General features: G+C 62.3%; 16 protein-coding genes and 11 pseudogenes. 19 read left to right on the top strand and 8 right to left on the bottom strand.

All coding sequences use genetic code 11. From position 1 onward, the window contains the following. Nucleotides 1-82: 82 nt before the first annotated feature. From A9X01_RS29485 to A9X01_RS31605, 5 genes and pseudogenes are all read left to right on the top strand, one after another. A pseudogene (locus A9X01_RS29485) lies at nucleotides 83-340 on the top strand (IS5/IS1182 family transposase); the annotation flags it as partial. Nucleotides 341-365: 25 nt separating this feature from the next. Then, nucleotides 366-1,254: pseudogene (locus A9X01_RS22775) on the top strand (cytochrome P450); the annotation flags it as partial. 11 nt (nucleotides 1,255-1,265) lie between these two features. Further along, nucleotides 1,266-1,908, top strand: a pseudogene (locus A9X01_RS22770) (transglutaminase-like domain-containing protein). Beyond that, nucleotides 1,838-3,094 (top strand): annotated as a pseudogene (locus tag A9X01_RS22765) (AMP-binding protein). The pseudogenes A9X01_RS22770 and A9X01_RS22765 overlap by 71 nt, the downstream one beginning before the upstream one ends. Beyond that, a complete protein-coding gene (locus A9X01_RS31605; protein ID WP_335583073.1) occupies nucleotides 3,091-3,531 on the top strand; it encodes an AMP-binding enzyme in 441 nt (146 codons plus the stop codon). Before A9X01_RS22765 ends, A9X01_RS31605 begins: the two are co-directional and overlap by 4 nt. Before the next feature lie 69 nt (nucleotides 3,532-3,600). On the opposite strand, the gene A9X01_RS22760 is transcribed toward A9X01_RS31605, so the two are convergent. The 5 genes and pseudogenes from A9X01_RS22760 to A9X01_RS22745 form a co-directional block, all read right to left on the bottom strand. Next, nucleotides 3,601-4,242, bottom strand: a complete 642-nt coding sequence (locus tag A9X01_RS22760; protein ID WP_065122890.1) for a TetR/AcrR family transcriptional regulator — start codon at nucleotides 4,240-4,242, stop codon at nucleotides 3,601-3,603. 256 nt (nucleotides 4,243-4,498) lie between these two features. Beyond that, a pseudogene (locus A9X01_RS30685) lies at nucleotides 4,499-4,621 on the bottom strand (LLM class flavin-dependent oxidoreductase); the annotation flags it as partial. A gap of 53 nt (nucleotides 4,622-4,674) precedes the next feature. Next, a complete protein-coding gene (locus A9X01_RS22755; protein WP_065122889.1) occupies nucleotides 4,675-5,736 on the bottom strand; it encodes an IS110 family RNA-guided transposase in 1,062 nt (353 codons plus the stop codon). 396 nt (nucleotides 5,737-6,132) lie between these two features. Then, nucleotides 6,133-7,698 (bottom strand): flavin-containing monooxygenase, encoded by a 1,566-nt coding sequence (locus A9X01_RS22750; protein WP_065122888.1) that lies wholly within the window; start codon nucleotides 7,696-7,698, stop codon nucleotides 6,133-6,135. A 45-nt stretch (nucleotides 7,699-7,743) separates the two neighbouring features. Beyond that, a complete protein-coding gene (locus A9X01_RS22745; protein WP_172832588.1) occupies nucleotides 7,744-8,631 on the bottom strand; it encodes a metal-dependent hydrolase in 888 nt (295 codons plus the stop codon). Between the two features lie 534 nt (nucleotides 8,632-9,165). On the opposite strand from A9X01_RS22745, the gene A9X01_RS22740 reads away from it, so the two are divergent. From A9X01_RS22740 to A9X01_RS22725, 4 genes and pseudogenes are all read left to right on the top strand, one after another. Next, the gene (locus A9X01_RS22740) at nucleotides 9,166-10,029 is read left to right on the top strand and encodes an SDR family NAD(P)-dependent oxidoreductase (RefSeq protein ID WP_065122887.1); all 864 of its coding nucleotides are present in this window, start codon (nucleotides 9,166-9,168) and stop codon (nucleotides 10,027-10,029) included. 88 nt (nucleotides 10,030-10,117) lie between these two features. Further along, the gene (locus A9X01_RS22735) at nucleotides 10,118-10,528 is read left to right on the top strand and encodes an MmpS family transport accessory protein (RefSeq protein ID WP_065122886.1); all 411 of its coding nucleotides are present in this window, start codon (nucleotides 10,118-10,120) and stop codon (nucleotides 10,526-10,528) included. After that, nucleotides 10,525-13,458, top strand: coding sequence for an MMPL/RND family transporter (locus A9X01_RS22730; protein ID WP_065122885.1), 2,934 nt, complete (start codon nucleotides 10,525-10,527; stop codon nucleotides 13,456-13,458). The genes A9X01_RS22735 and A9X01_RS22730 overlap by 4 nt, the downstream gene beginning before the upstream one ends. 350 nt (nucleotides 13,459-13,808) lie before the next feature. Then, nucleotides 13,809-15,077 (top strand): annotated as a pseudogene (locus A9X01_RS22725) (IS701 family transposase). Here A9X01_RS22725 and A9X01_RS30680 read toward each other — a convergent pair. Beyond that, the gene (locus A9X01_RS30680) at nucleotides 15,060-15,272 is read right to left on the bottom strand and encodes a hypothetical protein (protein ID WP_065122884.1); all 213 of its coding nucleotides are present in this window, start codon (nucleotides 15,270-15,272) and stop codon (nucleotides 15,060-15,062) included. The pseudogene A9X01_RS22725 and the gene A9X01_RS30680 sit on opposite strands and share 18 nt — an antisense overlap. A gap of 1,043 nt (nucleotides 15,273-16,315) precedes the next feature. Here A9X01_RS30680 and A9X01_RS32295 point away from each other — a divergent pair. Together A9X01_RS32295 and A9X01_RS22710 are read left to right on the top strand one after the other, a co-directional pair. After that, a pseudogene (locus A9X01_RS32295) lies at nucleotides 16,316-16,444 on the top strand (transposase); the annotation flags it as partial. A gap of 149 nt (nucleotides 16,445-16,593) precedes the next feature. After that, nucleotides 16,594-17,931 (top strand): annotated as a pseudogene (locus A9X01_RS22710) (IS256 family transposase). Between the two features lie 141 nt (nucleotides 17,932-18,072). Here the strand turns inward: A9X01_RS22710 and A9X01_RS32290 are convergent. Further along, a pseudogene (locus A9X01_RS32290) lies at nucleotides 18,073-18,468 on the bottom strand (DUF6933 domain-containing protein); the annotation flags it as partial. Nucleotides 18,469-18,875: 407 nt separating this feature from the next. On the opposite strand from A9X01_RS32290, the gene A9X01_RS31595 reads away from it, so the two are divergent. Then, on the top strand, nucleotides 18,876-19,100 hold the full coding sequence (locus tag A9X01_RS31595) for a hypothetical protein (RefSeq protein WP_253849318.1): 225 nt from the start codon (nucleotides 18,876-18,878) through the stop codon (nucleotides 19,098-19,100). Between the two features lie 558 nt (nucleotides 19,101-19,658). Here A9X01_RS31595 and A9X01_RS30155 read toward each other — a convergent pair. Then, nucleotides 19,659-19,817 (bottom strand): annotated as a pseudogene (locus A9X01_RS30155) (IS256 family transposase); the annotation flags it as partial. A 298-nt stretch (nucleotides 19,818-20,115) separates the two neighbouring features. Here A9X01_RS30155 and A9X01_RS22690 point away from each other — a divergent pair. The 7 genes and pseudogenes from A9X01_RS22690 (at nucleotide 20,116) to A9X01_RS22670 (ending at nucleotide 26,027) form a co-directional block, all read left to right on the top strand. Beyond that, a complete protein-coding gene (locus tag A9X01_RS22690) occupies nucleotides 20,116-20,991 on the top strand; it encodes a metal-dependent hydrolase (protein ID WP_072501491.1) in 876 nt (291 codons plus the stop codon). A gap of 160 nt (nucleotides 20,992-21,151) precedes the next feature. Next, nucleotides 21,152-21,574: an SRPBCC family protein gene (locus A9X01_RS22685; RefSeq protein ID WP_065122891.1), complete on the top strand. Its 423-nt coding sequence runs from the start codon at nucleotides 21,152-21,154 to the stop codon at nucleotides 21,572-21,574. Between the two features lie 441 nt (nucleotides 21,575-22,015). Further along, nucleotides 22,016-22,690 carry an IS3 family transposase gene (locus A9X01_RS30150; protein ID WP_095763937.1) on the top strand — a complete coding sequence of 225 codons (675 nt, stop codon included), beginning with the start codon at nucleotides 22,016-22,018 and terminating at the stop codon, nucleotides 22,688-22,690. Between the two features lie 9 nt (nucleotides 22,691-22,699). Then, entirely contained in the window at nucleotides 22,700-22,981 is a 282-nt protein-coding gene (locus A9X01_RS30145; protein WP_095763936.1) for a DDE-type integrase/transposase/recombinase, read from the top strand. 83 nt (nucleotides 22,982-23,064) lie between these two features. After that, nucleotides 23,065-23,781, top strand: a pseudogene (locus tag A9X01_RS22675) (site-specific integrase); the annotation flags it as partial. A 115-nt stretch (nucleotides 23,782-23,896) separates the two neighbouring features. Next, on the top strand, nucleotides 23,897-24,148 hold the full coding sequence (locus A9X01_RS31590) for a tyrosine-type recombinase/integrase (RefSeq protein WP_250637712.1): 252 nt from the start codon (nucleotides 23,897-23,899) through the stop codon (nucleotides 24,146-24,148). After that, complete coding sequence (locus A9X01_RS22670; RefSeq protein ID WP_065122879.1) at nucleotides 24,114-26,027, top strand: tyrosine-type recombinase/integrase; 1,914 nt, start codon at nucleotides 24,114-24,116, stop codon at nucleotides 26,025-26,027. Before A9X01_RS31590 ends, A9X01_RS22670 begins: the two co-directional genes overlap by 35 nt. Nucleotides 26,028-26,130: the final 103 nt, after the last annotated feature.

Below are 26,130 nucleotides of genomic sequence, written 5' to 3'. Positions count from 1 at the left end.
CGGCCCGCTACGCTGCCACCTGTACCCACCAATGAACGACTCTCGTTCGCCGTGGACCATTTCACGGGGTCCGGTCACGGCGGCCCGCGACCGGCTGCTCGATGCCCTGGTCAGCGACGCCCGCCGGGTGCTTGCCGAGCTGCCCGATCAGCAGGAGTCCCGGGCAGCCGAGGCGATGGCGTTACTGGCATTGATCGCCGGCCAAGACGTCGAACCGGCCGACGGGTCAGACGGTACCGACGGACAGTGGCGTATCGCGCCGCGGGTGCCGCCCGATCAGGTGATCTCCACGATCGATCCCGATGCGCGTCACGTGCACAATCCTCGTTCCCGCACCGAAACGCATCGACGATGGTCTTCGCCGGTTGAGTCGGCGGTGGCCCATCGCCATCGCCACGGATGTGTTCATGGGTGGCCGAGGCAAGGACAGCAGCGCCGCCGTCAGTCAGGCGCTCATCGCTACCGTCCGCGCGGCCAGTTCGCTTGTCCGCGCGCCGCTCCCCGGCACTCGCTCCCGCGCGGGCGTACGGGGCCGACGGGTGCTCGAGCAGTATTTCGCCCGCCACCCGCCGTCCGCCCGTGCAGGACACAGCGATGATCTGTTCGCCGCGCTGTGTCACGCGAGCACCGAAGACGGCGAACGCATCAGCGACGGCGACGTGATCAACCACATGATCTTCTTGATGATGGCGGCTCACGACACGTCGACCATTACCACCACCGCAGTGACTACTAAGTGGCGAAGCATCCCGAGTGGCAGGACCGGGCCCGCGCCGAAGCGGACGGTCTCGGCGATCGTCCCCCGGAGATCGATGACTTGGAGGCTCTCGCCACCCTGGACCTGATCATCAAGGAGTTGATGAGACTGGTCGCAGCCGTCCTACTGGTGATGCGAAAGACTATGGAGGACACCGCAATCGACGGCTACTACATTCCAGCAGACACCCTCGTCGCCATCACCTCCTCCGTCAACCATTACGTCCGCGACGTCGGGAGTGACCCGGACGCTTCGACCCATCACAGTTCGACGTTTCGCGCTGCGAGGATCAAGCGCACCGCTTCGCGGGGCTGCCGTTCGGCGGCGGTGCACACAAATGCATACGCATGCATCGGCACTCGCGCGAGGTCAAAGCGATCCTGCACCAGATGCTGCGCACCCATACCTGGAGCCTCAACGCCGATTACCGCGTCCGCTGGGACAACAAGTCACTTCCAATCCCGATGGACGGGTTGCCGATCACCCTGCGTCACTGAGGACGACAGGAATGGCGCGATTCTTCGCGTCCACCGAGTTCCTCGACTGGGAACACGATGCCGTGCAGCAATTCACCGCATCCGCGACACGCTGTTGCCACTGATCCGATCGACAAGGCGCACCGCATCATCACCGCGGTGCGCGATCCGATCTGGTACGACGCGAATTCTATCCCCGAAGACCCACGCCAGTACCAAGCCAGTGCGGTCGCCGTCGCCGGACGTGCGTACTGCATTCCCAAGGCGGTGCTCCTGACCGCCGCCTGTCGCGCCGCGGGATTCCGGCGCGGCTGGGTTTCGCCGACGTGGGCAACCATCTGCAGACGGAGAACTTACGTGAGCGGATGGGTGGTACGGATGTGTTCGTCTACCACGGCTACAGCCTGATGCTGCTCAACGATTGTGGGTGAAGGCCACGCCGGCGCTCAATCGCGAACTGTGCGACCGATTCGGCGTCGAACCCATCGGATTCGACGGTGAGCGCGACGCGATGTTGCACGCCTTTACCGGCGACGGTTCCCAGCACATGGAATACCTCCATGATCGTGGCGTGTTCGACGATCTTCCCCTGACACCATCATCGATGCCCTCCGCGCCAACTATGGCGACTTCGTCCACCAACCGCCCTCAACTGCGGACGTGTTCACCACCTAACACAGACCCGAAGGATGCGCACCAGTGCAAAGCACCATGCAAAGACGTTCCGTTGACCGTCACATCGATCGTCAGGCACGCAACGTCGATTCACGCTTACAGCAGGGTCGTCACGCCGACTGACTCTGGCTACCGTACAACGACGTACGGCGAGCTCAGCGTACGGATCAAACAGTTGGCCAACGCGCTACGTGGCCTCGGAATCACCGGCGACCAACGGGTGGCCACTTTCCAATGGAACAACCAGGAGCACCTGGAAGCCTATTGCGCGGTCCCGTCGATGGGCGCCGTTCTGCACACCCTCAACATTCGGCTGACGGCAGAACAGCTGGGCTACATCGCCAACCATGCCGACGACACGATCGTCATCGCCGACCTGTCACTTGCGCCGCTCCTGGCGAATACGCTGCCGGCGATGTCGTAGGTGCACACCGTGATCGCGGTCGGCGACGGCGATCGCGAGCCGCTGCTGACCAGCGACAAAACCGTGCTCCGCTACGAGGACCTGATCGCTGCTCAAGACCCGGAATTCGACTGGCCGCGCCTCGACGAGTGGTCGGCCGCGGCGATGTGCTATACCAGCGGCACGACCGGCAACCCGAAAGGTGTTGTCTACAGCCATCGTTCAACCTACCTGCACTCGCTGACCGGCTGCACCCCGAACGCACTGTCGATAGGCGAGCCCGACCGCATCCTGCCCGTCGTGCCGATGTTCCACGCGAATGCGTGGGGTCTCATCTATTCCGCCCTGATGTCGGGGGCCGACCTCGTGCTGCCTGACCGATACCTGCAGGCGGGACCGTCGGTGGCCATCATCGAGGACACCCAACCGACCGTGGCCGGCGCCGTCCCCACCATCTGGAATGACGTCCGGCACTTCCTGGAATCCGAGCCGGGGCACGACATTTCGTCGCTGCGCCTGGTCGCCTGCGGCGGGTCAGCCGTACCGGTGGCACTGATGCAGCAGTTCGAGAGCCAGTTCGGTGTCCCAATCATTCAGGCCTGGGGCATGACCGAAACTTCGCCACTGGCCACCGTGTCACGACCGACGTCTGGCATCGAGGGCGCGGCACTCAGGGCCGCCCGATATGCGGAGTTGAGATCAGGCTGCGTGACGACGATGGCCGCACCCTACCGTGGGATGGGCAGGCAGTCGGCGAGATCCAAGCCCGCGGGCCTCGGGTGACGGGCTCATACATCGGTGACGACGATCCCGACAAGTTCGATGAGGGATGGCTGTGCACCGGTGATGTGGGGCGAATCGACGAGCATGGCTTCTTGACGCTCACCGACCGGGCGAATGATGTCATCAAATCGGGTGGCGAGTGGATCTCGTCGGTGGACCGGGAGAACACCCTCATCGCCCATCCCGCGGTGCATGAAGCCGCGGTGATCGGGGTGCCCGACGAAAAGTGGCAGGAGAGACCATTGGCGTTCATCGTCACCACAACGACGCGAGGATCAGTGATGAACTGCGTGCCTTCCTCGACGGAAAAGTCGCGAAATGGGATCCCGGAGCGCTGGGCGTTCGTTGCCGAAGTCCCGCGACCCAGGGTTGGCAAGTACGACAAGAAGCTGTTGCGAACTCGCCACCGCGCTGACGAATATCAGGTAGTCGACTGAGGACACCATGGCAGTCACGTCGCCTTGGCTCAAACCAGAATTAGATGCACATCTTCAGCAATGGCGACATTACGTCGCTGGCTCTCTACGGAGATATTGGTCCGACAGCGTCGCTGCCAACCGACTCGAGTGCTCGACGATCTGCTGGGCATCGACGTCGAGCAACCCGACGTGCCAGGCCGTGATGAGTTCGACGAATCCGCCCACGGCGAACAGCGTGTCCATTCGCACGGCCGTGTGGTCGACATCGGGTTTCAGGTGCGGCTGGGCGGCGAGCACTACGAGTTCAGATGCTTGCTGCAGCGCTGCGATCCGCCGTTCCTGTAGGGGGGAACTGCCAGCATGGTGCGTCAATAGAATCTGAGCCCGGCCAGGGTCCTGTGCGATGCGCTCAATGACCACCAGAATCGCCGCACGCACGGAATCCAGCGGCGGCTGATCCGCGCTGGCTGCGAAGATCGCCTCGATCTCTTTGAGCATGTCATCGCGGACGCTGTCCCATGCAGCGACCAGTAATCCGTCACGGTCGTTGAATTCTTCGTAGAAGTAGCGGTCATTCAGCGATGTTTTGGCGCATACCCCCCGCATGGTGACTGCGGCCCAGCCGCTGTCACTCCAGATGTCGGTCGCCGCCTCGATGAGACGGCGCCGACGGTCGGCACGGCGTTCGGCAGCGGTACGTCCACCCCAAATACCTGCCTTCGTGCGCACACATCTATCTTGGCAAGGTTCCGGACCGGCGACAAACTGTGGCCTGCGCCCACAATGAGGGCGTATCACCCAAGTGGCACGGCCTGCTCGGACGCCGTCGACATGGTGTCGTGTCGCGGAAGATTTTGCGGTGTCGGTTCCCGTGTCTGTAGAGATTGTCAGCGCCACCGTCGTCCACCTCGGCTGCCGAGTAGTGGTCTTCTGGACGGGACGATATGGCCGCTGGCGTCGTCGCCATTACCCGGTGTGGTCGGGCCGCGGGTGCGCATTCGTTGATCAGTGAGTCCAGGTTTTCCTGGACACGGTCAGGTGGGATCGCGATAGAGGGCGAGTAGAGCATGATGTGATCGAGCACACCGTCGTAGCGTCGCAGGCCGTCGCTTCGTTACAAGTTATTAAACTACCCACTAACCGGGATGCTTCTATATCGTGTCAAGGGGTTGCAGCGACGGGATGTGTTGCGGCGAGGGTTCGATAGAGCTGTCGTGTGATGTAGCGCTTGAGTGAGCGCATGATCTCCTTGGTGGTCCGGCCTTCCGCGCGTCGCCGGGCGACGTAGGCCTTGGTTGGCGCGTGAGTGCGCATGCGGACGATGACTACAGTGGTCAATGCCCGGTTGAGGCGTCGATCCCCGCCGCGATTGAGCCTGTATCGCAGGGTGTTTCCCGAGGACGCGGGTATTGGGCAGGTGCCCGCCAGTGCGGCGAACGCCGCTTCTGAACGCACGCGACCGGGGTGCGACCACGCCGTCAAGACGGACGCGGCGACCACAGAGCCGACACCGGGCAACTCGCACAGTTTTGGAACGGTGTCGGCAACGGCGGCGTCAAGTGCTTTGCGATTGTCGAGCAGTTCGCCATCGAGGGCGACGATGCGCTTGGCCAACCGGATCGCTTCCTGCCGGCAGGTGCGGACCACGGAATCCTCCCTGCGGTCCCGCCAGCCGGCAATGACTTTGAACTGACTGTGCGACAGTGCTTTACGCATATCTAATCCCAGATCTATCGTGCGCAACAACGCCGTCAGTGCGTTGATGGACCGGGTGCGTTCAGCGACCATCTGTTCGTGGGCAACGACCAGCACCCGCAACACCACCCGCGGTCCGGTGGCACGTGGCCACCGCAAACGTGAGGTGTCGACCGCCAGGACCGAGCGGGCGATCCGGACCGCATCCAGGGCATCGGTCTTGCCCACACCGCGACGCTGGGCGGCGGGCATCGCTGACGGCTCTGCAACCGTCAGTCCGCGGGCAGTGACCCGGTCAGCCAGTCCTGCACCGTAAGAGCCGACTCCTTCGATGACGATCAACGACGACTGCCCATCGATCCTGTGCACGATCCAGGTCAAAGCGCGGTCGAGTGCTGCCGGCGTGTTCGCAAACACCGACTGATCGATCACCGCCCCCGTCGATGCAACGACCAGCGCTAAAGAGTGGGAGGCGGCGTGAGTGTCGACCCCGATGACAAACGTGTAGTGCTCTGCGACGATAGGCATTGCGACCGAGTTCCTTTCCGTTGGGCGACGTCGTATCGGCGTCGGCCCGGGGAGAACTTCGAGGCAGGCCTGTAACGGGCCACGACCCGCGGCTACGGGTCGGGCAGGCTTCTAATCAAGCCACCGAAGCAAGACCGGGCCGGCGTCGCCGCCCTCGATCGGATGGACAGATCCCGGGTAGAGCACCCTCACGGGGCCAGACGATTCAAGAGTCACACCCAATCAGGACGGCAACACCGATCCTGTCAGCCAGCACCGGGCCAGCCGTGTAAAGACTTACAGGCGATTCACATTGCACGGGGGTCCGGTCAGTGGAGCGGCCACCGCTCGCCACAGACCAGCCGCCAGCTGAGCTCAATCAAAGAGTCTCCGGACACGGGGACGGTTCGCGTTGGATTATCCGGCGATGAGCGGATTTGTGCGGTGCTCACCGTTTCCTCGGTTTGAGCCAGAAGCCATTTCGGAAGTGCCTTGGTGTGATGTCGAGGCCGGAAGCGTTGCCGACCGGAATGCTTTGGTCGTGAAGCGCAGACCGTCATCGATCTTGCCGCGGCGTATTTGACGGACATCGAAGAGGTAATTCTGCTTTGCTTTCCATGGACCGCGGGATCCAGACTTAGGCAGTTGATCCATCGCGCGTTGGAAGTAGCCAGGCGCAAAATCCGTGAACGGCAGTTCCTCGACATCCTCGCCAGGGTGGGGAGCTACGACGGTGTCGTAGCCGTGCGCATCCATGTAGTTGAGTAAGCGACAGACGTATTCAGACACCAGGTCTGCTTTGAGTGTCCAGGACGCGTTGATGTAACCGATAGTGAACGCCATGCTCGGGACGTCGGATAGCATCATGGCCTTATAGGTCATCGACTTCGCGACGTCGACGACCTGGCCGTTACGGGTAATCTTGGCGCCGCCGAACAGCCGCATGTTCAAACCGGTCGCGGCGACAATGATGTCGGCCGTCAACTCCTGATCCGAGGAAAGCTTGATCCCGGTCCTGGTGATGTGGTCGATAGTATCGGTGACTACATCGGCCTTGCCGTCCCGAATGGCCTTAAAAAGGTCGCCGTTAGGGGCCAGGCATATCCGTTCATCCCACGGGTTGTACTTCGGCCCGAAATGCTTATCCACGTCATAGCCTGCGGGCAGCTGGTGCTTAGCCCAAGCGATCAGCGCTTTTCGCATGGAACGGGGAAAGCGACGCGCCAGTCTGTACTGCGCCACAGCTAACAGGATGTTCTTCCAGCGGTTGACGAAGTCCGCGCTCCTGGTCGGTAACCACTTGATGAGCTGCACGGCGATAGGGTCGATGTTTGGCAGCGATGCGATGTAAGTCGGTGAACGCTGCAGCATCGTTACCTGGCCAGCGCCTGAATCCACGAGGGACGGAATGAGGGTCACTGCGGTAGCACCGCTGCCGATGACGACGATGTTCTTACCCGCATAATCGAGGTCTTCGGGCCAGTTCTGCGGGTGAACAATAATTCCTTCGAAATCCTTCTCGCCCCGGAATTCTGGACGATACCCCTGGTCGTAGTCGTAGTAGCCGCTGCACGCAAACAGGAACGCGGCCGTGATCTCGGTCGTCTTTTGGCGGTCCCCAGCCACCTTGATCGTCCAGCGCCTGTCGGCGTCCGACCAGTCCGCAGACAATACCTGGCTACCAAACCGGATGTGGTTGTCGATGCCGCTCTCGGCGGCAGCTTCCCAGAGATAATCCTTGATCGTGGCGCCATCAACGGTAAAGCGCGGCGAGTGCCACGGCTTGAAGCGGAACCCGAAGGTGCACATGTCGGAGTCCGATCGGATGCCCGGATACTTGAAAAGGTCCCATGTACCACCCAGATCAGCTCTGCGCTCTAGAACTACATAACTCTTGTTGGGACAGCGCTCCTGCAGATGCCAGGCAGCGCTGATACCGGAAATACCCGCACCCACAATCACAACGTCAAAAAATTCGGACATAAAACTGCTTGCTCCCTTCTTGGCGACGGTCTCGGTGAAATTCGGTCACTTCAGGTAGCCGACCAGGGCCCCCTTGGTGCCGAAGAGTTCCTCTTGCCATTGCTCGAGCAACGCGTTGGTGTCGATGTCGTCGGGGTGAAATCCCGGTCGCAAGTATTGCCTGAGCTCTGGGATCAAACCCCGAAATATGGGGCCGCGGTAGACCCGATAGGTCTCACGCACCAGTCGCACTGGCTGACGGCACGCTTCGGGATCCCGCGCCACCGAATACGCCAGCGTGCCACTCATGAGGAGGAGCAGAAGGGGGATCATTACCGCCATCACACGTCGACGCACCCGCTCGGTACCCCCCACCGAGCGGAATACATCAAAGGCAACCGACTTGTGCTCAAGTTCCTCCAGCGCATGCCAGTTCAGGAGATTCCACACCTCCGCATCGCCCGGGATCGCCTGGATCTCCTCCTCACCGAGGGTTCGCTCAGCAAGTACGGCGGTGAAGTGTTCTGCGGCTGCTGTCACCGCCAGCGGAATCCGGGCCGGCAGCACCTCTTCGATGCGTTTCACCCAATCAACAAACTTTTCTGAATCCCACCACCCAATCGGATACCCCATGTCAACGAGCTTGTCGTTGAGCGCCCGATGCTGCTGGCCATGCACCGATTCCTGACCGATAAACCCGGCCACCCGCTTCTTCAACCCAGGATCGGTGATCTCATCGGCAAACCGGCGCACCGACCGAATGAACAACTCCTCCCCCGGCGGGAACGACCCCGACAAGTTCGCCAGAAAGTGACTGAAGATGATGTCGTCGTTAACGAAATACTTGCTGCCCTGGGCAAACGGGAAACGTATCCGCCGGGTCGTCGGATACCGAGACCCCACACTCACCGCATTTACACTGGTCGCCTCTTGCACTATGTGGTCGCTCGTCATAACCAGTTACCCCTTCCTCGAACACCCGGTTTCCGATACCGACAGTACTAGGTGTTTAGTGAGACGCTACTGCGAATCGACAGGGTGCGCAAGGCTCGGCAATGACGTGCAGAAACGCTGCGCTTGAGAGCCGCATCACACCGCCGCGCACGCTGCCACCTCCACGACTCCCCCCTTTAAACTGCTTTGACAATCGGCCCAACTCGCAGTACATAGTACTAGTTGTTACGTATACTGTTTGTTCGGATTGCACACCCGGAAGCGGGGGGCGTTCAAGCTGGATACCGGCATCGAGGCTCTCGGCAACCACGTCGCACGGCGCGTAACAAGGAGGCTCGCGTGTCATGTTCCGGGATACCTAGCGGTTCTAGCTGCTCTATGGGCGGCCCTGGGCGACGGGGTGAACGTCCCGGCGGATTGGCACCCAGTGCCATGTCGTGTAGGGCAGTGGGCTCTGGTTGATACCAGAAGAGGATGGGCGGTGTCAACGACCGGCCGTCGGCCAGTCAAAATACATTCGGAGGCGATCGATTTATGAAGGACTTCACCAATAAAGTGGCAGTAATCACCGGCGCTGGCTCAGGTATCGGCCGCAGCCTGGCGTTGAGTTTGGCTGAACAGGGGGCGCAGCTGGCGCTGTCGGACATCGACACGAGTACGCTGGCCGATACCGCTGGTCGATGCGAGAAGGTCGGAGCTAAGGCGGTGCCGTTCGAGCTCGATGTCGCCCAACGGTCGGCAGTGTACGCACACGCAAATAATGTCATCGGTGAATTCGGCAGAGTGGACCTTGTTTTCAACAACGCGGGTGTGGCACTCTCGGCCGAAGTGACCGACATGGATTGGGACGACTTCGAGTGGCTGATGGGCATCAACTTTTGGGGGGTCGCCCATGGCACCAAGGCATTCCTGCCGCACCTAATCGCGTCCGGCGATGGCCACATCGTCAATGTGTCATCGGTTTTCGGGTTCGTCGGGATTCCGTCACAAAGCGCCTACAATGCCGCCAAATTCGCCGTCCGCGGCTTCACCGAGGCCCTACGCCAAGAACTCCGGGCCGCCAAGCATCCCGTTGGTGTGACCTGCGTTCACCCGGGCGGGGTGAAGACCAACATCGCCGGTCACGCCCGAGGGCTGCCCGACGACTCGGACCCCGAAACGCTTAGCCGCATTTTCCATAGGATCGCGTTCACCAGCCCCGAATCAGCGTCGAGGGCGATACTGCGTGGGGTCAAGAAGAATAAGCCGCGGGTGCTGATCGGTCCTGACGCAAGGGTTTTCGATGCAATTCCCCGAATCCTCGGCCCTCGCTACGAGGACATCATGGCGTCGTTCTATCGCACCGGGCGCTACGGTGCCGGGCGTCGAGTCGCCGAACGCCTCGGCCTACCCCGGTAGTGGGAACCAACCCCGGCGACTGGCGAAATGATTCGCTGGCGGAGCCACAACGCTGGGGAGAATTCACGTTGCCGCCGCGGTGAAGAAAATGTGGATTTTCCTGGTTATCGTGCTTGTGGTTGCGGTAGCGGGCTTCTGCGTACTGCGGCTTCGCACCTTTTTCGGCGTCCAGGACAATCGCCCGATTACCAGCGGCATCGCCGATGAGATCAAGCCGTTCAATCCCAAGCACGTGGTCTACGAGGTGTATGGACCGCCCGGGACGATTGCGAACATCAATTACTTGGACATCAATGCCCAGCCTCAGAAAGCCAGCAATGTGCCGCTGCCCTGGACGCTCTCGGTTACCTCGACGCTGCCCTCGGTGAGCGTCAACATCGTCGCGCAGGGCGACAGCAACCAAATTGGCTGCCGCATCATCGTCAACGACGTCGTCAAAGACGAAAGGTCCAGCCAGGGAGTGAATGCTCAAACCTTCTGCATAGTGAAGTCCGCATGACCGATAACCGGGCCGCAGGGCTCCCACATATGCCGGTTTTCGCGCGATCGGTCCACAAACTCGCGGTGCTGGTCGTCGTGGCCTGGGTGGGACTTGTCGTCGTTCTCAGCGTCTTGGTTCCATCGCTGGACGCTGTCGCCGAAGAACACACCGTGTCGATGAGCCCCAGGGATGCGCCGTCGATGCAAGCGATGAAGCACATCGGCAAAGTATTCAACGAATTCAACAGCGACAGCGCGGTCATGATCGTGCTGGAAGGTGACAAGCCGCTGGGCGATGACGCCCACCATTTCTACGACCAGATCGTCCGCAAACTCGAGGCTGACAAGAAGCACGTCCAGTACGTCCAGGACTTCTGGGGCGATCCGCTGACGGCCGCCGGTGCGCAAAGCAGCGACGGCAAGGCCGCCTATGTGCAGGCGTATCTCGCTGGTAACCAGGGCGAGAGCCTGGCCAGCGAGTCCGTCGCGGCTGCCCGCGAGATCGTGGACAGCGTGCCTGCGCCGCCGGGGGTCAAGGCCTATGTGACCGGCGCCGGGGCGTTGATCGCCGATCAGCACTCGGCCGGACAAAAGAGCCTCCAGAAGGTCACAATGATCACCTTCGGGGTGATCATTGTGATGTTGCTGTGGGTATACCGTTCGATTATCACCGTGTTCAGCACCTTGTTCATGGTGGTGATCGAGGTGATGGCGGCTCGGGGGGTTGTCGCTTTCCTGGCCTACAACAACATCATGGGATTGTCGACCTTCGCGGTGAATATTTTGGTGTTGTTGGCCATCGCCGCTGGGACAGACTATGCGATCTTTATTCTCGGCCGATATCAAGAGGCGCGTTCGCTGGGCGAGGACCGCGAAAAAGCCTTCTACACCATGTTCCACGGAACCGCGCACGTCGTCCTTGGCTCTGGGCTGACCATTGCCGGTGCAATGTATTGCCTTAGCTTTACCCGGCTTCCGTATTTCCAGACTATGGGGATTCCCTGTGCAGTGGGTATGCTTGTCGCCGTTGCTGCCGCGCTGACCTTGGGTCCGGCGGTCCTTACCGTCGGCAGTTTCTTCAAGTTGTTCGATCCTAAGCGGAAGATGCGGACCCAGGGATGGCGACGGGTGGGTACCGCGATCGTGCGCTGGCCGGGGCCAATTCTCGCAGTGTCAGTTGCGATCGCCCTCATTGGTCTACTCGCCCTACCCGGTTATCAAACCAATTACGACAACCGGCTGTATTTACCCCCGAGCGTCCCTGCGAATATCGGCTATGCCGCCGCCGAGCGGCATTTCCCCGCGTCCCGGATGAATCCGGAATTGTTGATGATTGAGACCGATCACGACATGCGCAATCCGGCGGGCATGCTGGTGTTGGACCGGATCGCCAGGGGTGTCTTCCATATCCCGGGTGTCGCGCGGGTGCAGGCGATAACCAGGCCGTTGGGAACGCCGATCGAGCACACCTCGATCCCGTTCCAGATCAGCATGCAGAACACGACGCAGGTCGAAAACCAGCAGTACATGCACCAACGCATGGATGACGTGCTCAAGCAGGCCGACGCGATGCAGCAGTCCATCGACACCATGCAGCGCATGTACAACATCACGGCGCAGATGGCCGCCGTCACCCACCACATGAATAGCCTCACGCATGAAATGGTGGACGTGACAAGCCAATTGCGTGACGAGATCGCAAACTTCGATGATTTCTTCCGGCCGATTCGCAGCTACTTTTATTGGGAAAAGCACTGCTTCGACATCCCCATCTGCTGGTCGCTGCGATCCCTCTTCGACGCGCTCGACGGCATCGATCAGCTCACCGAGAAGTTCGAGTACCTGACGGGTGACATAGACAAGCTGGACGCTTTGATGCCCCAGATGCTGGCACAGATGCCGCCAATGATCGCCACCATGACGACCATGAAGCAAATGATGCTGACCATGCACAGCTCGATGTCGTCGCTATATGACCAGATGGACGTGATGAGCCAAAACTCGACCGCCATGGGTCAGGCCTTCGATGCCGCGCACAACGACGACTCGTTCTACATACCGCCGGAAGTCTTCGACAACCCCGATTTCAAGCGCGGTCTGAAAATGTTCCTTTCACCCGACGGCCACGCGGCCCGCTTCATCATCTCCCACGAAGGAGATCCCGCTACCCCCGAGGGAATTTCACACGTCGAGCCGATCAAGAACGCGGCCAAGGAAGCCATCAAGGGAACCCCGCTGGAGGGCGCCAAGGTCTATCTGGCCGGCACCGCTGCGGTCTATAAGGACATGCGTGACGGCTCCAAGTACGACCTGATGATCGCCGGAATATCCGCGGCCAGCCTGATTTTGATCATCATGCTGATCATCACCCGAAGCATGGTTGCCGCGATCACCATCGTTGGCACGGTGCTGATTTCATTGGGCGCCTCTTTCGGACTGTCCGTGCTGCTGTGGCAGGACATCATCGGTTTCAAACTGCACTGGATGGTGCTCGCGATGTCCATCATCTTGATGTTGGCCGTGGGATCGGACTACAACCTGCTGCTGGTTTCCCGATTCAAAGAAGAAATCCGCGCCGGTTTGAAAACCGGAATCATCCGCTCGATGGCCGGCACCGGCAGTGTGGTGACATCGGCGGGCCTGGTGTTCGCCGCCACCATGGCGTCCTTCGTATTCAGCGATTTGAAAGTCGTTGGGCAGGTCGGTACTACAATCGGCCTGGGCTTGCTGTTCGACACTCTGATCGTGCGTTCGTTCATGATGCCGTCCATCGCGGCGCTGCTGGGACGCTGGTTCTGGTGGCCGCAGCAAGTGCGCACGCGCCCGGCCAGCCAGCTACTTCGGCCCTACGGGCCGCGTTCGGCCGTTCGTGCCTACCTGCTGCCAAGGGAGGATGGCCCGCAGTCGGCGACCACCGACCGATTCTCGGCGGCCTCACCGCACTACTGAGGCATGACGGAGCATGGGGTTAGCCCCAGTTGGGCACTTCATCGCCATGGACTCCGCCGCACTAGCCAGGGCCGCCACGGGGCGACCGCACCTGCGCAAGGAATGCATCCCACCCGGACTGCCAAAGTCGCTGCCGCACAACTTTATTCAACTCTAAGAGAGCGGTTCAACTATTGCCGAATCTGGTACTGCAGCCGTAGATTGGGGCCCGTTGATGCTGGCGTGTCTGCGCTGGTCGGGGCGGTGACCGCGGCATTGTTCGGAGTTTGTGACTACTTCTGAACATGCCGCGGTCGCCGTGGCTCATAGCGTAGACCCTGATCCGGTGGCATTCGGAGTTCTCGGCGGTCCTGGATCGCATCGCGCTGCGTTTTGCCCGTTACGAGCCGTTGCGTCATGCCGGCGAGCTGATCGCCGGGATGGTCTCGGGTCTGGACCGCAAGAATTGCTGGACCATCGCCGAGCACCGCGGCGCTGTCAGTCCCGACGGATTGCAGCATCTGCTGGCACGCGCGAGTTGGGACGCCGATGCCGTCCGCGACGATCTGCGTGACTATGTCATCGATGCGTTCGGTGATCCAGGCGCGATTCTGGTAGTCGACGAGACCGGCGATGTGAAGAAAGGCGCCCACCGCGTCGGGTTCAACGCCAGTACAGCGGCGCCGCTGGGTGCATCGAGAACTCACAAGTCGCGGTGTATCTGACCTACGCCGCACCCCGCGGACATACCCTGATCGATCGGGCGCTGTACCTTCCGCGCAGCTGGGCCGACGACGATGACCGCTGCGCCGATGCCGGAATCCCCGAGAATAACTGGGATTTCGCTACCAAACCTGCCTTGGCCGTCGCGCTGATCGACCGTGCTGTGGGGGCCAAAGTTCCCGCGTCGTGGCTGGCCGGTGACGAAGTCTATGGCGCTGACCCCCGACCGCGGGCAGCCGCTCGCGGCCACCGACTGGGCTACGTGCTGGCGGTGGCGGCCAACCGGCGCGTGCCCACTGAAGCCGGCCCCATCCGCGTCGATGCGCTACCCGCGCTGATCCCGGCACACGCTGGCAGAAACACTCTGCCGGCGCTGGGGTCCACGGCCCACGGCTATACTCCTGGGCCTGGTTTCGCCTGTTGGCCGAAGACGACACCGACGCCGGTGTCCACCATTTGCTGATCCGACGCAACGATGCCACCGGCGAGCACGCCTACCTACGCTGCTACAGCCCGCGCTCGGTGCCACTGCGCACACTGGTGGCCGTGGCCGGTCAGCGCTGGCGCATCGAGGAGTCCTTCCGAGCCGCCAAAGGACTCGTCGGCCTCGACCAGCACCAAGTGCGGGCGCTGGCGCTCCTGGCATCGCTGGACCACCTTGGCCATGCTCGCCCACGACTTCCTGGCCGTGGCCACCGCGATCGAACGCGATACCGCACCGAACCCCAGCAGGCCTGATCACATTGACCGTCAACGAGTTTCGTCACCTCTAAGACGCCCTGCTTCTGGCCACCAACCACACCGTCGCGACCCTGCTGGCCTGGTCACGATGGCGACGACGACACCAATACCGAGCACGACTTTCCCATTATCGAGCCGCGAACACCAATGATCCCGATCTACGGCTGCAGTACTAGCCTCGATTCTTCGTCCGTGTAGTGCTGGTGATGCCGGCTGCGGTTGGCGGGTTTGGCTGCGTTTTCTTCGGGTGCGGGCATGTTCAGGTGCTCCCGTGTCCCCGGGAGATGCGCGGCATCGATGCGTTGATTAACCAGCCACCACATCGTCGTCATCGCGGCCTTCGCGCCGAAGACATGCTCACGATCCCGCACAACTGTCCAACTAAACCCCGCGCGTAGCTGGCCCGCACCGAATCGCGCCTGGCAGCTAACGCTACTAGTAGTAGTGTAGCGCTACTATTAGTACACTTATCCTTATGTGTCTGTGTGTCGAAGGGGGAATGATCAGGCAGCGCTCTAAGGATCCCTGGTTCAAAAGGCTCCACGATGCGCCCACGACACTTCGTTGATGAGGCTATCCAACGAACTTTCCCAACTTGTGCGACTGGGAATCGCGCAGGCGGAGTATGGCGGTCTGCCATGAATCTGCCGCTTGCGCTAACCAAGCCTCACGCGTGGACGCGTGCGGTTCGGGGATTCAAGCTCGCCCGGCGCGGTATTACCCGGCACCTCCACCCAAGGCCGCCGGTTGACGACCAAGGCCGCGTCCGTCCGCGTCATTACCCGCCTCGCTCCTGCTCCTATTTGGACGACGAGCTGATGAACCGGGAAATGTATGATCACGTGCGCGAGGAGCCGATCAGATTGACCTCCCGGCTGGCATTTCGCCTACGCCGTTCATGAACTGGGTTCGGTCGAAGGTGCGTCGCCACGGTCAACCACCTGCGCGCTACGGGATCACATGACGATGTGCCGGACAGGCTGGCCCGCTGGCTCCGCGTCCCTCTCAAGCCGAAGCGGCTGGGCTGCCCAGCGGCGATCGAATAGTTGCATACGCCGGTGGTAGTTTCGCCGATCACACAAGAGGGTACTGGCAGTACTGCTGCGATACCGTTGGTTTCTTAAGGCAGCGGGGCGGGGGATGGCGGATTACGGGTGGGTTTCTTCGGGTGTCGCGACCTTGAGTCGCCCGGTTCGGGGGCGACTTCAAAACGTGGCGGCCGGTGAGGGCGCGATCCGACGCATCGCGCGCACCCGAATCCAGCTGCTCTCGACCCGCCAACATGACCGCCTGACCAGCGTGCTCGACGCCGATGAGCACCACGCCGTGAAGGTGGCCTACGTGATCTATCAGAAGATCATCGCCGCCTACGGGCGACCCCAACCGCCGCCGCGGCAAACGGCTCCTGGCCGCGGTGATCGATTCGATCCGCCGCGGCGTGCCGGCCGGGCTGGAGGAGGTCGCCCACCTCGGCCGCACCCTATGGCGCCGACGCCACGACATCCTGGCGTTCTTCGACCACCACGCCTCCAACGGACCCACCGAAGCCATCAACGGCCGCCTAGAAGCCCTGCGCCGCGACGCCTTGGGATTTCGCAATCGGTCGTGTCCGGAATCCGGTCGAAATAGGGAGCACGGGCGTAGGTTCCGCTTCACGACCTGCAAGTCTGTGAAGAAGGAGAAGTTACGCCCGTGCCTGTTCGAGTATCAGCCACCGGCCGTATCCGCACCAAGATCGATGCCTTGTTTGCCGAGGATCGGGAGCTGCTGGAGATCCTTGAAGAAGTCGCCGCCTGGGCGCGCAGCTGTTGATGGAGGCGGCGCTGGAGGCTGAGGTCACCGAGTTCCTCGGCCGCGAACGCTACCAACGCGCCGCCGGCTGTTCCGACGCTAGCGACGGCTCACGCAACGGGTATCGGCCGGTGACGGTCAAAACCACCACCGGGCCGGTCACGTTGGAGCGGCCAGCTGCGCGGCACCACCGCAGCGTTCGCGTCGCGCCTGTTCGGTAAGCATGTGACGAAAACCAACGCTCTGGAGACGCTGGTGATCGCGGCGTTCGTACGCGGCCTGTCCGTCCGGGATGTGGAGGCCACCCTTACCGAAGCGCTCGGGGATCAGGCCGCGATCTCCAAGTCGACGGTTTCCGAAATCTGCAAGGCGATCCGCTCCGAGTATCAGGCGTGGGCGCGCCGGCGACTCGACGAGATCGCGCTGGACTATCTGTTTTGGGACGCCTCGTTCTTTCGGATGCATCCCGGGTCCCCGGCCGAACCGGTGTTGGCCGCTTGGGGCATCACCACCGAGGGCAAGCCGGTGTTCGTCGGGTTGGCACCCGGGACCGGTGAGTCCACCGAGGCGTGGGCCGACTTTTTGACCGATCTGCGCGAGCGCGGCCTTGGCTGTCCGCTGCTGGTGGTCTCTGACGGGGCCAGGGGCCTGATCGCGGCCATCGAACAAATCTACCCAAAAGCGTTGCGCCAGAGATGTCTTATCCATCGACTCCGCAACGTGCTCGCCGAGATTCCCACCGGGATGCAAGCCGAGATCCGCGACGGATACTGGGCGATTTTCGACACCACCGACCTCAATATCGAACCGGGACCCCGGCTGGTCGAAATCGTGGACAAGCGGATCGAGGCGTTCGCCGCCAAATACTGCGACCTCGACCCGGCGGCTATGCGGATCCTGCTCACCGACAAAGCAGGGACGGCCTATCTGCGGTTTCCGGTCGAACACCATGGGCGCGTTCGGCATTCGAATTTTATTGAGCGCTCCTTTGGTGAGACCAAGCGGCGGACCAACGTCATTGGCCGATTCCCCGGCGAGACCAGCGCTATCAGCCTGGTATGGGCCGTGCTTGATCGCGCCTCGGCCGGTTGGCGGGGCCTGACCATGACCCCGGTCGGCACCGGTTACTGCAAGACCTACGCCGATCACTGCTCGACCCCACCCCATGAACTGCGGCCGCCGCCCACCACCACGAATTACGAGCCCGAACCCGCAGATCCGGTCTTGGCCACCGCGTAGCGGCCTCGGGTTGCGACGCCGGTACGTCCCCCAGGCAGAGGACAGTTTGTCACCGCTGGTTTGACGGCTGGCGGTGACGAAGTCGATCGGTGCGATATAGCCGGTGATGCTGTTGATGGTGCGATGCAGGCCGTGGTGCAGCGCGTCGATGTCGCAGCGAGCCAGACCGCCAGTGGTGGCGATGACGTGTTCGGTGGTGAACGCGAGGTCGTTGATGGCGCCCAGGATGCGGCGGTCGGCGGTCTTGGCCACGACCACTTGCTGGGGATCGAGATCGCCAAGCGTATCGACGGGCAGGCCTTCGGCATGCAGCGCGGCCTGGATCGCCGCCGCGACGGGAGGGCCGATCGGGCGCAGCCCGGAGGCGGTGACGTTGGGCATGAACACCGAGAACAAGGTGCCGGCGTGGGTCACCAGCAGGCATTTGCGTCGGTCGATCCAGACCAGATGGGCATACCAGTCGGTCGCGCAGGCTTCCCCGATGGCCGGCTCAGACACCCCCAGCAGCGCCAACACCTTGGCGGTACATCGCAGCATCCCGAGTCATGATCGTAGGCAAAGCCACCGACGATCGGTACGCACGAACGCCTGGCTTGGCGCCGGTAGGGTCTGGCGACGTGTTGGTCGCTGATCCGGGTCACTTCCTCGGCTTGCCGCCCGACGCATCGGGTTCCGCGCGGCGCCTCGCGCAGCATTTGGGATATTGTCCGGGCGGGCACCGCCGGCGAGGTCGGTGATCCGTGGGTATCCGCATTGCCGTGTCGGCGCCGACCGGCCCACAGGCGCTGCCCCGGGCGGATGACCATCGCCGTCATGGGGCCGAGGCCTCAGCGCCGATCCGATGGTGGTGCAGCGTCTGCGACGCGACGACGACGGGGTGATCAGCAACTGGGCAGACTCGCCGTACGACCTGCGAGATCATCATCAGCGACAAGACCGCCGCGGTGTTACGCGAGCTGGTGTTGCTTGATCCCGACTGTGAGCGATTGGTGTTTGGCATGCGCGCCCGCCCCGGCGGCGCTGCCTTGTTGACCAGTGCAGACGACCTGGAGGAGCTGATCGGGTTCGTGGCCGCCGAAGCCAACCACGAACCCAACCGGCGCCGCCAAGACCGCCTCGACGCTGCGGTTAACGCACTGACCGAAGCCGCCCAAACCCTATACGGCTGAACATCTCTCGGGCTTGCAGTGTCGGCCCTGGGGGCTGACAAAGCATCCGGCAGCGGGTGTACGCAAACCCGCGCCTCGTCACCCATGACATTTTCAGGGGCCAACTGCGCGGTGGTGTGACTGCCGCCCGAGTTCCCCTGCCCGTATGCTGACGACGAAGCCGCGAACCGGCCCGTGCTTTTACACCAACTTTCGGACGCGACCCAATACAAACCCCTCCCACCCAGTCGACCTGACGCTGTCCCAGGTCGGCGACGATATGGTGGCGCGTCGATGACTGTGGGATTCGGTGCACCGGTGCTCACCGTCTACGACAATCCCGTCGCGCCGCTGCTCTGCCGCTACCGACGCGATCGGCGTGTGGTCCAGCGCCGCCTGATTCGTAAGGGCACCGACACCGGGCCTTGCAATGACGGGTTTGTGCCCCATCGCACGGACCCGGCCACTTCCAGACCGTCGAGTTCGTCGAGTAGGCAGTCGACGGCCGTGATCACTTCGAGCCGAGCGAGATGGGCGCCCAGACAAAAGTGAAGGCCATGGCCGAAGGCCAGGTGCCCGCACCTCACGGGCCCGGTGATAGCCGTTGCGCACCACCAGGCGGCGGCCGTTCTCAGCGAGCTGGTCGGCGAACTGCTCGACGTAGGCGTCGCCGACCTCGGCCTTCAGCGGCGCGGCCTGCATCTGGCGGGCACCATCGCGGACGATCTCATCCAGCAACGACCGATGGCCAGCCGTCTTGTCGTGGGCCTCCTGGGCATCGTGAACTACGGTGAGTAAGACGTACCTTCCCGAACCAGCGCGCCAACGCCGGCTGTTGATCGGACCTACGCGAACTTCAGATCATCCTCGGGAAGGTGCGACCGCTTTCAGGCCGCCCTCATCAAGGGCCATCCACAAGTTCTGATCATTGCTCTATCAGACGCACAAACTTATGGAACCGTTAGTATCGGTGCGCTACTATCAGTAGCTGATACCCAATGTCCGAGGAAAGGTGCTTGTCATGGTTGAGGGCGATATGGGTCCTGGTGGGGTGGCGGTTGCGGAGGCCCCGGTAGTGGAGCCTCGCTACCCCAAGACGCGGCGGATACGTTTCCCGTTCGCTCAAAGCAGCAAGTACTACGTTAACAACGACATGGTGTTTAGCCACTTCGTGGCTAACTTGTCGGGGTCATTCCCGCCGGGAGAGGAGATCTTCATCCGGTCGGTGCGCCGGTTTGCCGATGAGATCACCGATCCTGGGTTGAAGAAGCGAGTGGCCGGGTTTATCGGTCAGGAATCGGTGCATGGCCAACAGCACCGGGCGATCAACGAGAAACTCATCGAGATGGGGTATCCGATCGCGTGGTGGGATTCGGAGAAGTTCGTCGATTGGGTGAAACGCGTTGAGGAGTTCTTGCCTCCGCGGATCCCTTTGGCGGTGACAGCGGCCGCCGAACACTTCACCGCCGTACTTGCCGAGCGGGTACTTGGTGACGAGGAGATTCAGGCGATCCCGGGCGAGCTAGAGATCTGGAATCTGCTTAATTGGCATGCGATCGAAGAGTTGGAGCACAAGTCGGTGGCATTCGATGTGTTCCAGACGGTGGGTGGCACCGAGAAGGTGCGTCGGCGTGTCATGGCGGTGATGATTCCCCTGCTTTTGTTAGTGCTCCTCGGGGTGACTGCCTACTCGGTGTCCAAAGACCCCGAAGCGCGTCGCCGGCCGCTGCGCGTAGTGCGGGAAACCTACCGGCTCTACCGCGGCCCCCTGCTGCGGGGACTCATCCCTGAGCTGCGCGTCTACCAGCGGACCGGGTTCCATCCCGATGACATCGACACCGGTGCATTACTGGAACGCTGGCAAGAGGAACTCTTCGGCACCGAAGGAACCCTCGTCGGCTACCTCAGGTAGCTACCTAAAGCGGGTAACAACTGAACTGGGAGAGCCCCAGCAGCGGGTATGGCCTGTGCTGGACCGCGTCCCCCGGCTGATGCAGCCTGACTATGACACCCGCCGGACTGCAGCCGGGCGTGCGGCATTCATCGAGTTCACCCTGACTAAAGGAGCCACCATGCACGCGACCGCCACCACGAGCGTCGCCCGCCCGATCGAGTCCGTCTGGGCAATCCTGACCGATCACGAAGGTATGTCGAACTGGGGCCCAGGCGTGACCGTGACCATCGACCGGCGTGGGAGTCCCGAGCCGAACGGTCTTGGCGCTGTGCGTCGGATCAGTACGCCCGGCCCAGGACCGGCGATGACCGAAGAAGTGGTAGCCTTCGAGGTCCCGAACCGGTTCGGTTACGCCGCCCGCTCAGGCGTACCCATCCCCGGTTACCAGGGCGAGGTACGCCTCACTCAAGACGAGGGGCAGGGAACCCGCATCGACTACACATTGTCGTCCACAGCGTCGTTCCCGCCGGTGAAGCTGGTACTCGCGGCTCTAAGCCAGGTACTGCTGCGGCTTTTCGCCCGGGCCGCGGCGAAGTCCTGAACCTAAAGCACCGGCGTCTCGGACGTCTTGCGGCACGGAGGGGCTTTAGGGCGGATCTCACCGAACATGCGGATCGCTCGTTCACGCAGCTCGAACGGATAGTCTTTAGACCGACGTGCAGACATGCGCTTCACCTTCGCCTCTCACTACGAAGTGAAGTTCCCGGACACTTCCGCGAGAAGCTTCGGACAGTCCGCAGGGCGGTGGTCAGTTCAGCCAGGCGAGTGAGCTTCAGGTCCGCCGCCGAGCGTTCGGGCGTTGGCGTGCAGATGGACCCGAACTGGAAAATAACGATAGGTATCCCTAGCCGCCTCCCGGGGCGGCGACGCCGGGCGGCCGACGTAATGGCCTGACCCCGATTCATTGATCCATGAGATCTGTACCCGTGTTGTTGGTCCACCGTTGTGAGAGTCGAGGGCAGAGTGATCATCGGGAGGTCATATGCCCCGTATGTATTCGTCTTCGGTGCGCCGGCAAATCGTTGCGCGGCTTCGGTCGGGTGAACCGGTGGTCGCCGTGGCGGCCGAGACCGGTATCTGCCAGGCGACCCTGTTCCGCTGGAAACGTCAGGCTCTCATCGATGCCGGAGTCATCGAGGGCACCCTGAGTGTGGAGGCCGACGAGCTGGCTGCCGCCCACAAGCGCATCGCGCACCTCGAGGCGGAGCTGGCGTTGACCCGCGATGCTTGCGAGTTGTTCGATGAGCAGGCGGTGGTGCCCCCAAAACGCCGACGCGCGATCGCTGAAGGGCTGATCGCGCAAGGGCATTCAGCCCGATCTGCTTGTCGGATAACAGGATTAACGCGTTCCCTACTGCAATACCACCGGCGCCGCCCTGTCCCGGACCGGGAGGTGAGGCGGCTTATTGTGGCCGACACGATCACCGAGATCCACCAGCGTTCTCGCGGCACCTACGGTCGCCGACGGGTCCGCGCCGCGCTGCTGGCCGACTACGACATGAACGTCAACCTCAAGCTGGTCAACTCGATCATGTCTGAACAAGGTCTGTACGGGCTGCCGCGCCCTGGGCGGCGAAAGCCGAATCTGATCGGTGTCGACACCCCAGTTGACCTGGTTAACCGGCGGTTCACCGCCACTGGGCCCAACGAATTGTGATGCACCGACATCACCGAGCATCCCGCACGCGACGGCAAGGTGTACTGCTGTGCGATCCTGGACTGCTTCTCGCGCATGATCGTGGCCCGCACCTTCTCCACGACCGCTGACACCGCACTGGTCAACAATGCGGTCAACATGGCCGTGGAGAACCGAACGCGAAGTGGCTCAACGATTCTGCACGCTGACCACGGGACTCAGTTCACGTCTTGGAGCTTCGGCGAGAACATGCGGCGATGGGGGTTGCTTGGCTCGTTCGGCACCGTCGGCGACTGCCTGTTGACCGGCTAATCGGAGACAGCTGGAGCGTGTAAACGACACGCCAGCAAGGGAAATGCTTGACCGGTGGTGGTTGGCAGGGTTGCACTTGTCTCATGACGATTCAGCATCAGCTGCGTCTGGAGACAGGTACCCATGTCGCCTGGGTGTTGTCCGGTCCAGTCGTCGGGAAGTATGCGTTGGTCAACGAGTACCTCGGGTATCTGGCCGACCGGAACTATTCGCCCCGAACTCTGCGTGCCTATGGCTACGACCTGTTGGCGTTTTGCCGTTGGCTCGACAGCGTCAACATCGACTTGAGTTCGGTGACCACCGAGACTGTGCTCGACTTCATGCGGTACTGCAGGCAGACGCCGATCGCGGGGCGCCCTACCAATGTGGTGTCGATGACCGGCAAGCGCCTCGACCGTTACTCGTCGACCACCATCAACCACCGACTTGCTGCCTTGACGGGCCTATTCGCCTTCCGGGCGTTGCGTGACCCCGATTTGCGTAGTCCGATTCCCAGCGGTCGTGAAGCGCGGCGAGTCAGCGCCGAGGAACGCAACGGACTGCTCGGGCACCTGGTCCGGCCAAAACGGCGGTCCGCGCTACGCCTGCGTGAACCGCGGCGGCTACCGCGGGCATTGGATCGCCGCGAGACCGCGGAGCTGTTGTCGAGCTTGCGGACCTGGCGTGACCGAGCGCTGGCCGGTCTCATGTTGTTATCCGGGTTGAGATCCGGGGAGCTGCTCACCCTCGACGTTACTGACGTCGACATCGGCGCCCGCTGGGTGCGGGTGATGGGCAAAGGCGCCAAGGAGCGTCGGGTTCCCCTCGATGTGGAGGTCGCAGGGTTGGTCCAAACCTATCTGCTGGCCGAGAGACCCGAGTCGGGCGTGTACCCGTCTTTTCCTGGTCGCCAAAGGTCCCAACCGGGGTCAGCCGTTGACCGCGGCCGGGCTGCGCACGATCTTCCGGTATCACCGGATCAAGTCCGGAGTGCTCGGCGGTCACCCGCATGCATTGCGTCACACCTTCGGCACCGCGATGGCCGAGGCCGGTGTGGATCTGGCGGTGATGCAAGCACTGCTCGGACACACCCACATCGACACCACAGCCCGCTACATCCATCTGGCACCCACCCATGTCAAGGCGGAATTCGATGCTGCCCGAACACGATTACGTTCCCGCACCTGAGACGCCGGCGCAGATCTACGCCGCCTACCTCGTGCACCTGCAACGACGGGACCGCGGCAACACCGCCTACAGCCAAGCCGCCCGATCGTTCCTGCGGCGCTGGCCCCGAGTCCAGGCGTGGGCCGACATTCCGCTGGACAAGCAGTTGGCTGCGAACAGCTCGACACGCCCCTTCATCACCTTCTTGATGGTAAGTAGACGACTGCAACCGGGCTACGACTACCTCGTCCACCGCAAGCTGTCGAGCTTGTGGCATGAGCTTACCGACAGTTGCCTGCAGCCCGATCTCGATCAGTTCATCAGCGCAGCATTGGAACTGGGCTTCACTGAACGGGTCGCCTCGGCCATCGGCTCGCAGATCATCGCCCGGCTGCTGATTCAGACCGGCCGCCCCTTGACCTACCTACGTGAAGACGACCTGCAGGAGTTGCTGCACGCCTGCGATGTTCGCCAGGAACGTACCGGACGCGGAGCCAGACACTATCGCAGCACCACCCACAGTGCCCGCCAGATTCTCTTCCACCTCGGGGTGCTCGAGAACCAAACACCGCCAGCAGTCACAGCATTGACCCTCGAGCAGCGCATGGCCGATGTTCCCGCGGCGCTGCAACCGGCGTTTGTGGCCTACCTGAACCGTAAATACGCCACTTGCGTACCCAAAACGGTCAGCACCCTGGCCACCCGATTGGCCCATTTCGGCCGATACCTCGCCACCGCCGACCCCAGCTTGACCTCACTGGACCAACTGGACCGCCGCCGTCACATCGAACCGTTCATCACCTCGCTGACCACCGCCACCAACAGCGTTACCGGAGAGCCGATCACCGTCGCAGACCGGATCAGACGCATCCACGCGGTGGGCAACTTCCTGGCCGAGATCACCGAATGGGGATGGGACGACGCCCCACCGCGGCGTCTGATCTTCCGCACCGACCTGCCACGGCCACCCCGCTGCCTGCCTCGATACCTCCCCGTCGACGCAGACCGCAAACTCACTGCCGCACTAGCGAAATCACCCTACCGGCTGGCCGCCGATGCACTGCTGGTGCAGCGGGCATGCGGATTGCGCATCGGCGAACTGCTTGACCTCGAACTCGACTGCATCCACGAGATCCCCGGACAAGGTTCCTGGCTCAAAGTTCCCCTCGGCAAGCTCAACTCCGAACGCATGATCCCCGTCGACGACGAGGTACTCACCCTCGTGGACCGCATCACCACGACCCGCTCATCCGGGCGACCCATGATCCATCCCCGCACCGGAGCCCCAGCAGACTTCCTGTTCACCCACCATGGAAAACGCCTCTCCCAGAACGCAGTACGCGAAGAACTGAACCGGGCAGCCCACACAGCAGGACTCGGGCACATCACACCGCACCAACTGCGACACACCTACGCCACCGCGCTGATCAACGCCGGAGTATCGCTACAAGCGCTGATGGCACTGCTCGGACACGTCTCCACCCAGATGAGCCTGCGCTACGCCCACCTCTTCGACCACACCGTGCGCACCGAATACGAACGCGCCCTGGACCTGGCGAAAAGCCACATCGGCCCGCTCCCGGCGACCGCAGTCCACCTGCCGATCACCGATATCACCGGCACCGGATGGAAGGACACGCCAGCCATCAAATCCCGCCTCGCCGGCGGCTACTGCCTGCGAGCACCCGCGCAAGGATCCTGCCCCTATGCCAACATCTGCGAACACTGCCCAAGCTTTCACACCGACTCCACCCACCTCGCCGTCCTTGCCGCCCAACGCATCGACGCCCAAGACCTGGCCACAGACGCCGAAAAGCGGGGATGGATCGACGAAGCAGACCGGCACCACAAGCTCGTCTCCAGACTCGACGCCCTCATTGCCCAATCGGAACCCGCATGAATGAAAGCACCCTGCTTAAAGTCGAGTGACCGGACCCCGTGAAATGGTCCACGGCGAACGAGAGTCGTTCATTGGTGGGTACAGGTGGCAGCGTAGCGGGCCG

Origin of the sequence: Mycobacterium asiaticum, assembly GCF_001668675.1 — a bacterium.
Classification (GTDB): Bacteria; Actinomycetota; Actinomycetes; order Mycobacteriales; family Mycobacteriaceae; genus Mycobacterium; species Mycobacterium asiaticum_D.
The sequence above is the reverse complement of the archived record's forward strand: the minus strand, read 5'-3'. Positions and strand labels throughout refer to the sequence as shown.

What these genes read in the sequence shown, in the direction of transcription:
- A9X01_RS22755 (WP_065122889.1), bottom strand. Translation starts at nt 5,736, where the DNA reads ATGCCTATCGTCGCAGAGCACTACACGTTTGTCATCGGGGTCGACACT.
- A9X01_RS22750 (WP_065122888.1), bottom strand. Translation starts at nt 7,698, where the DNA reads ATGTCCGAATTTTTTGACGTTGTGATTGTGGGTGCGGGTATTTCCGGT.
- A9X01_RS22745 (WP_172832588.1), bottom strand. Translation starts at nt 8,631, where the DNA reads ATGACGAGCGACCACATAGTGCAAGAGGCGACCAGTGTAAATGCGGTG.
- A9X01_RS22740 (WP_065122887.1), top strand. Translation starts at nt 9,166, where the DNA reads ATGAAGGACTTCACCAATAAAGTGGCAGTAATCACCGGCGCTGGCTCA.
- A9X01_RS22735 (WP_065122886.1), top strand. Translation starts at nt 10,118, where the DNA reads ATGTGGATTTTCCTGGTTATCGTGCTTGTGGTTGCGGTAGCGGGCTTC.
- A9X01_RS22730 (WP_065122885.1), top strand. Translation starts at nt 10,525, where the DNA reads ATGACCGATAACCGGGCCGCAGGGCTCCCACATATGCCGGTTTTCGCG.
- A9X01_RS22690 (WP_072501491.1), top strand. Translation starts at nt 20,116, where the DNA reads ATGGGTCCTGGTGGGGTGGCGGTTGCGGAGGCCCCGGTAGTGGAGCCT.
- A9X01_RS22685 (WP_065122891.1), top strand. Translation starts at nt 21,152, where the DNA reads ATGCACGCGACCGCCACCACGAGCGTCGCCCGCCCGATCGAGTCCGTC.
- A9X01_RS30150 (WP_095763937.1), top strand. Translation starts at nt 22,016, where the DNA reads ATGCCCCGTATGTATTCGTCTTCGGTGCGCCGGCAAATCGTTGCGCGG.
- A9X01_RS22670 (WP_065122879.1), top strand. Translation starts at nt 24,114, where the DNA reads ATGCTGCCCGAACACGATTACGTTCCCGCACCTGAGACGCCGGCGCAG.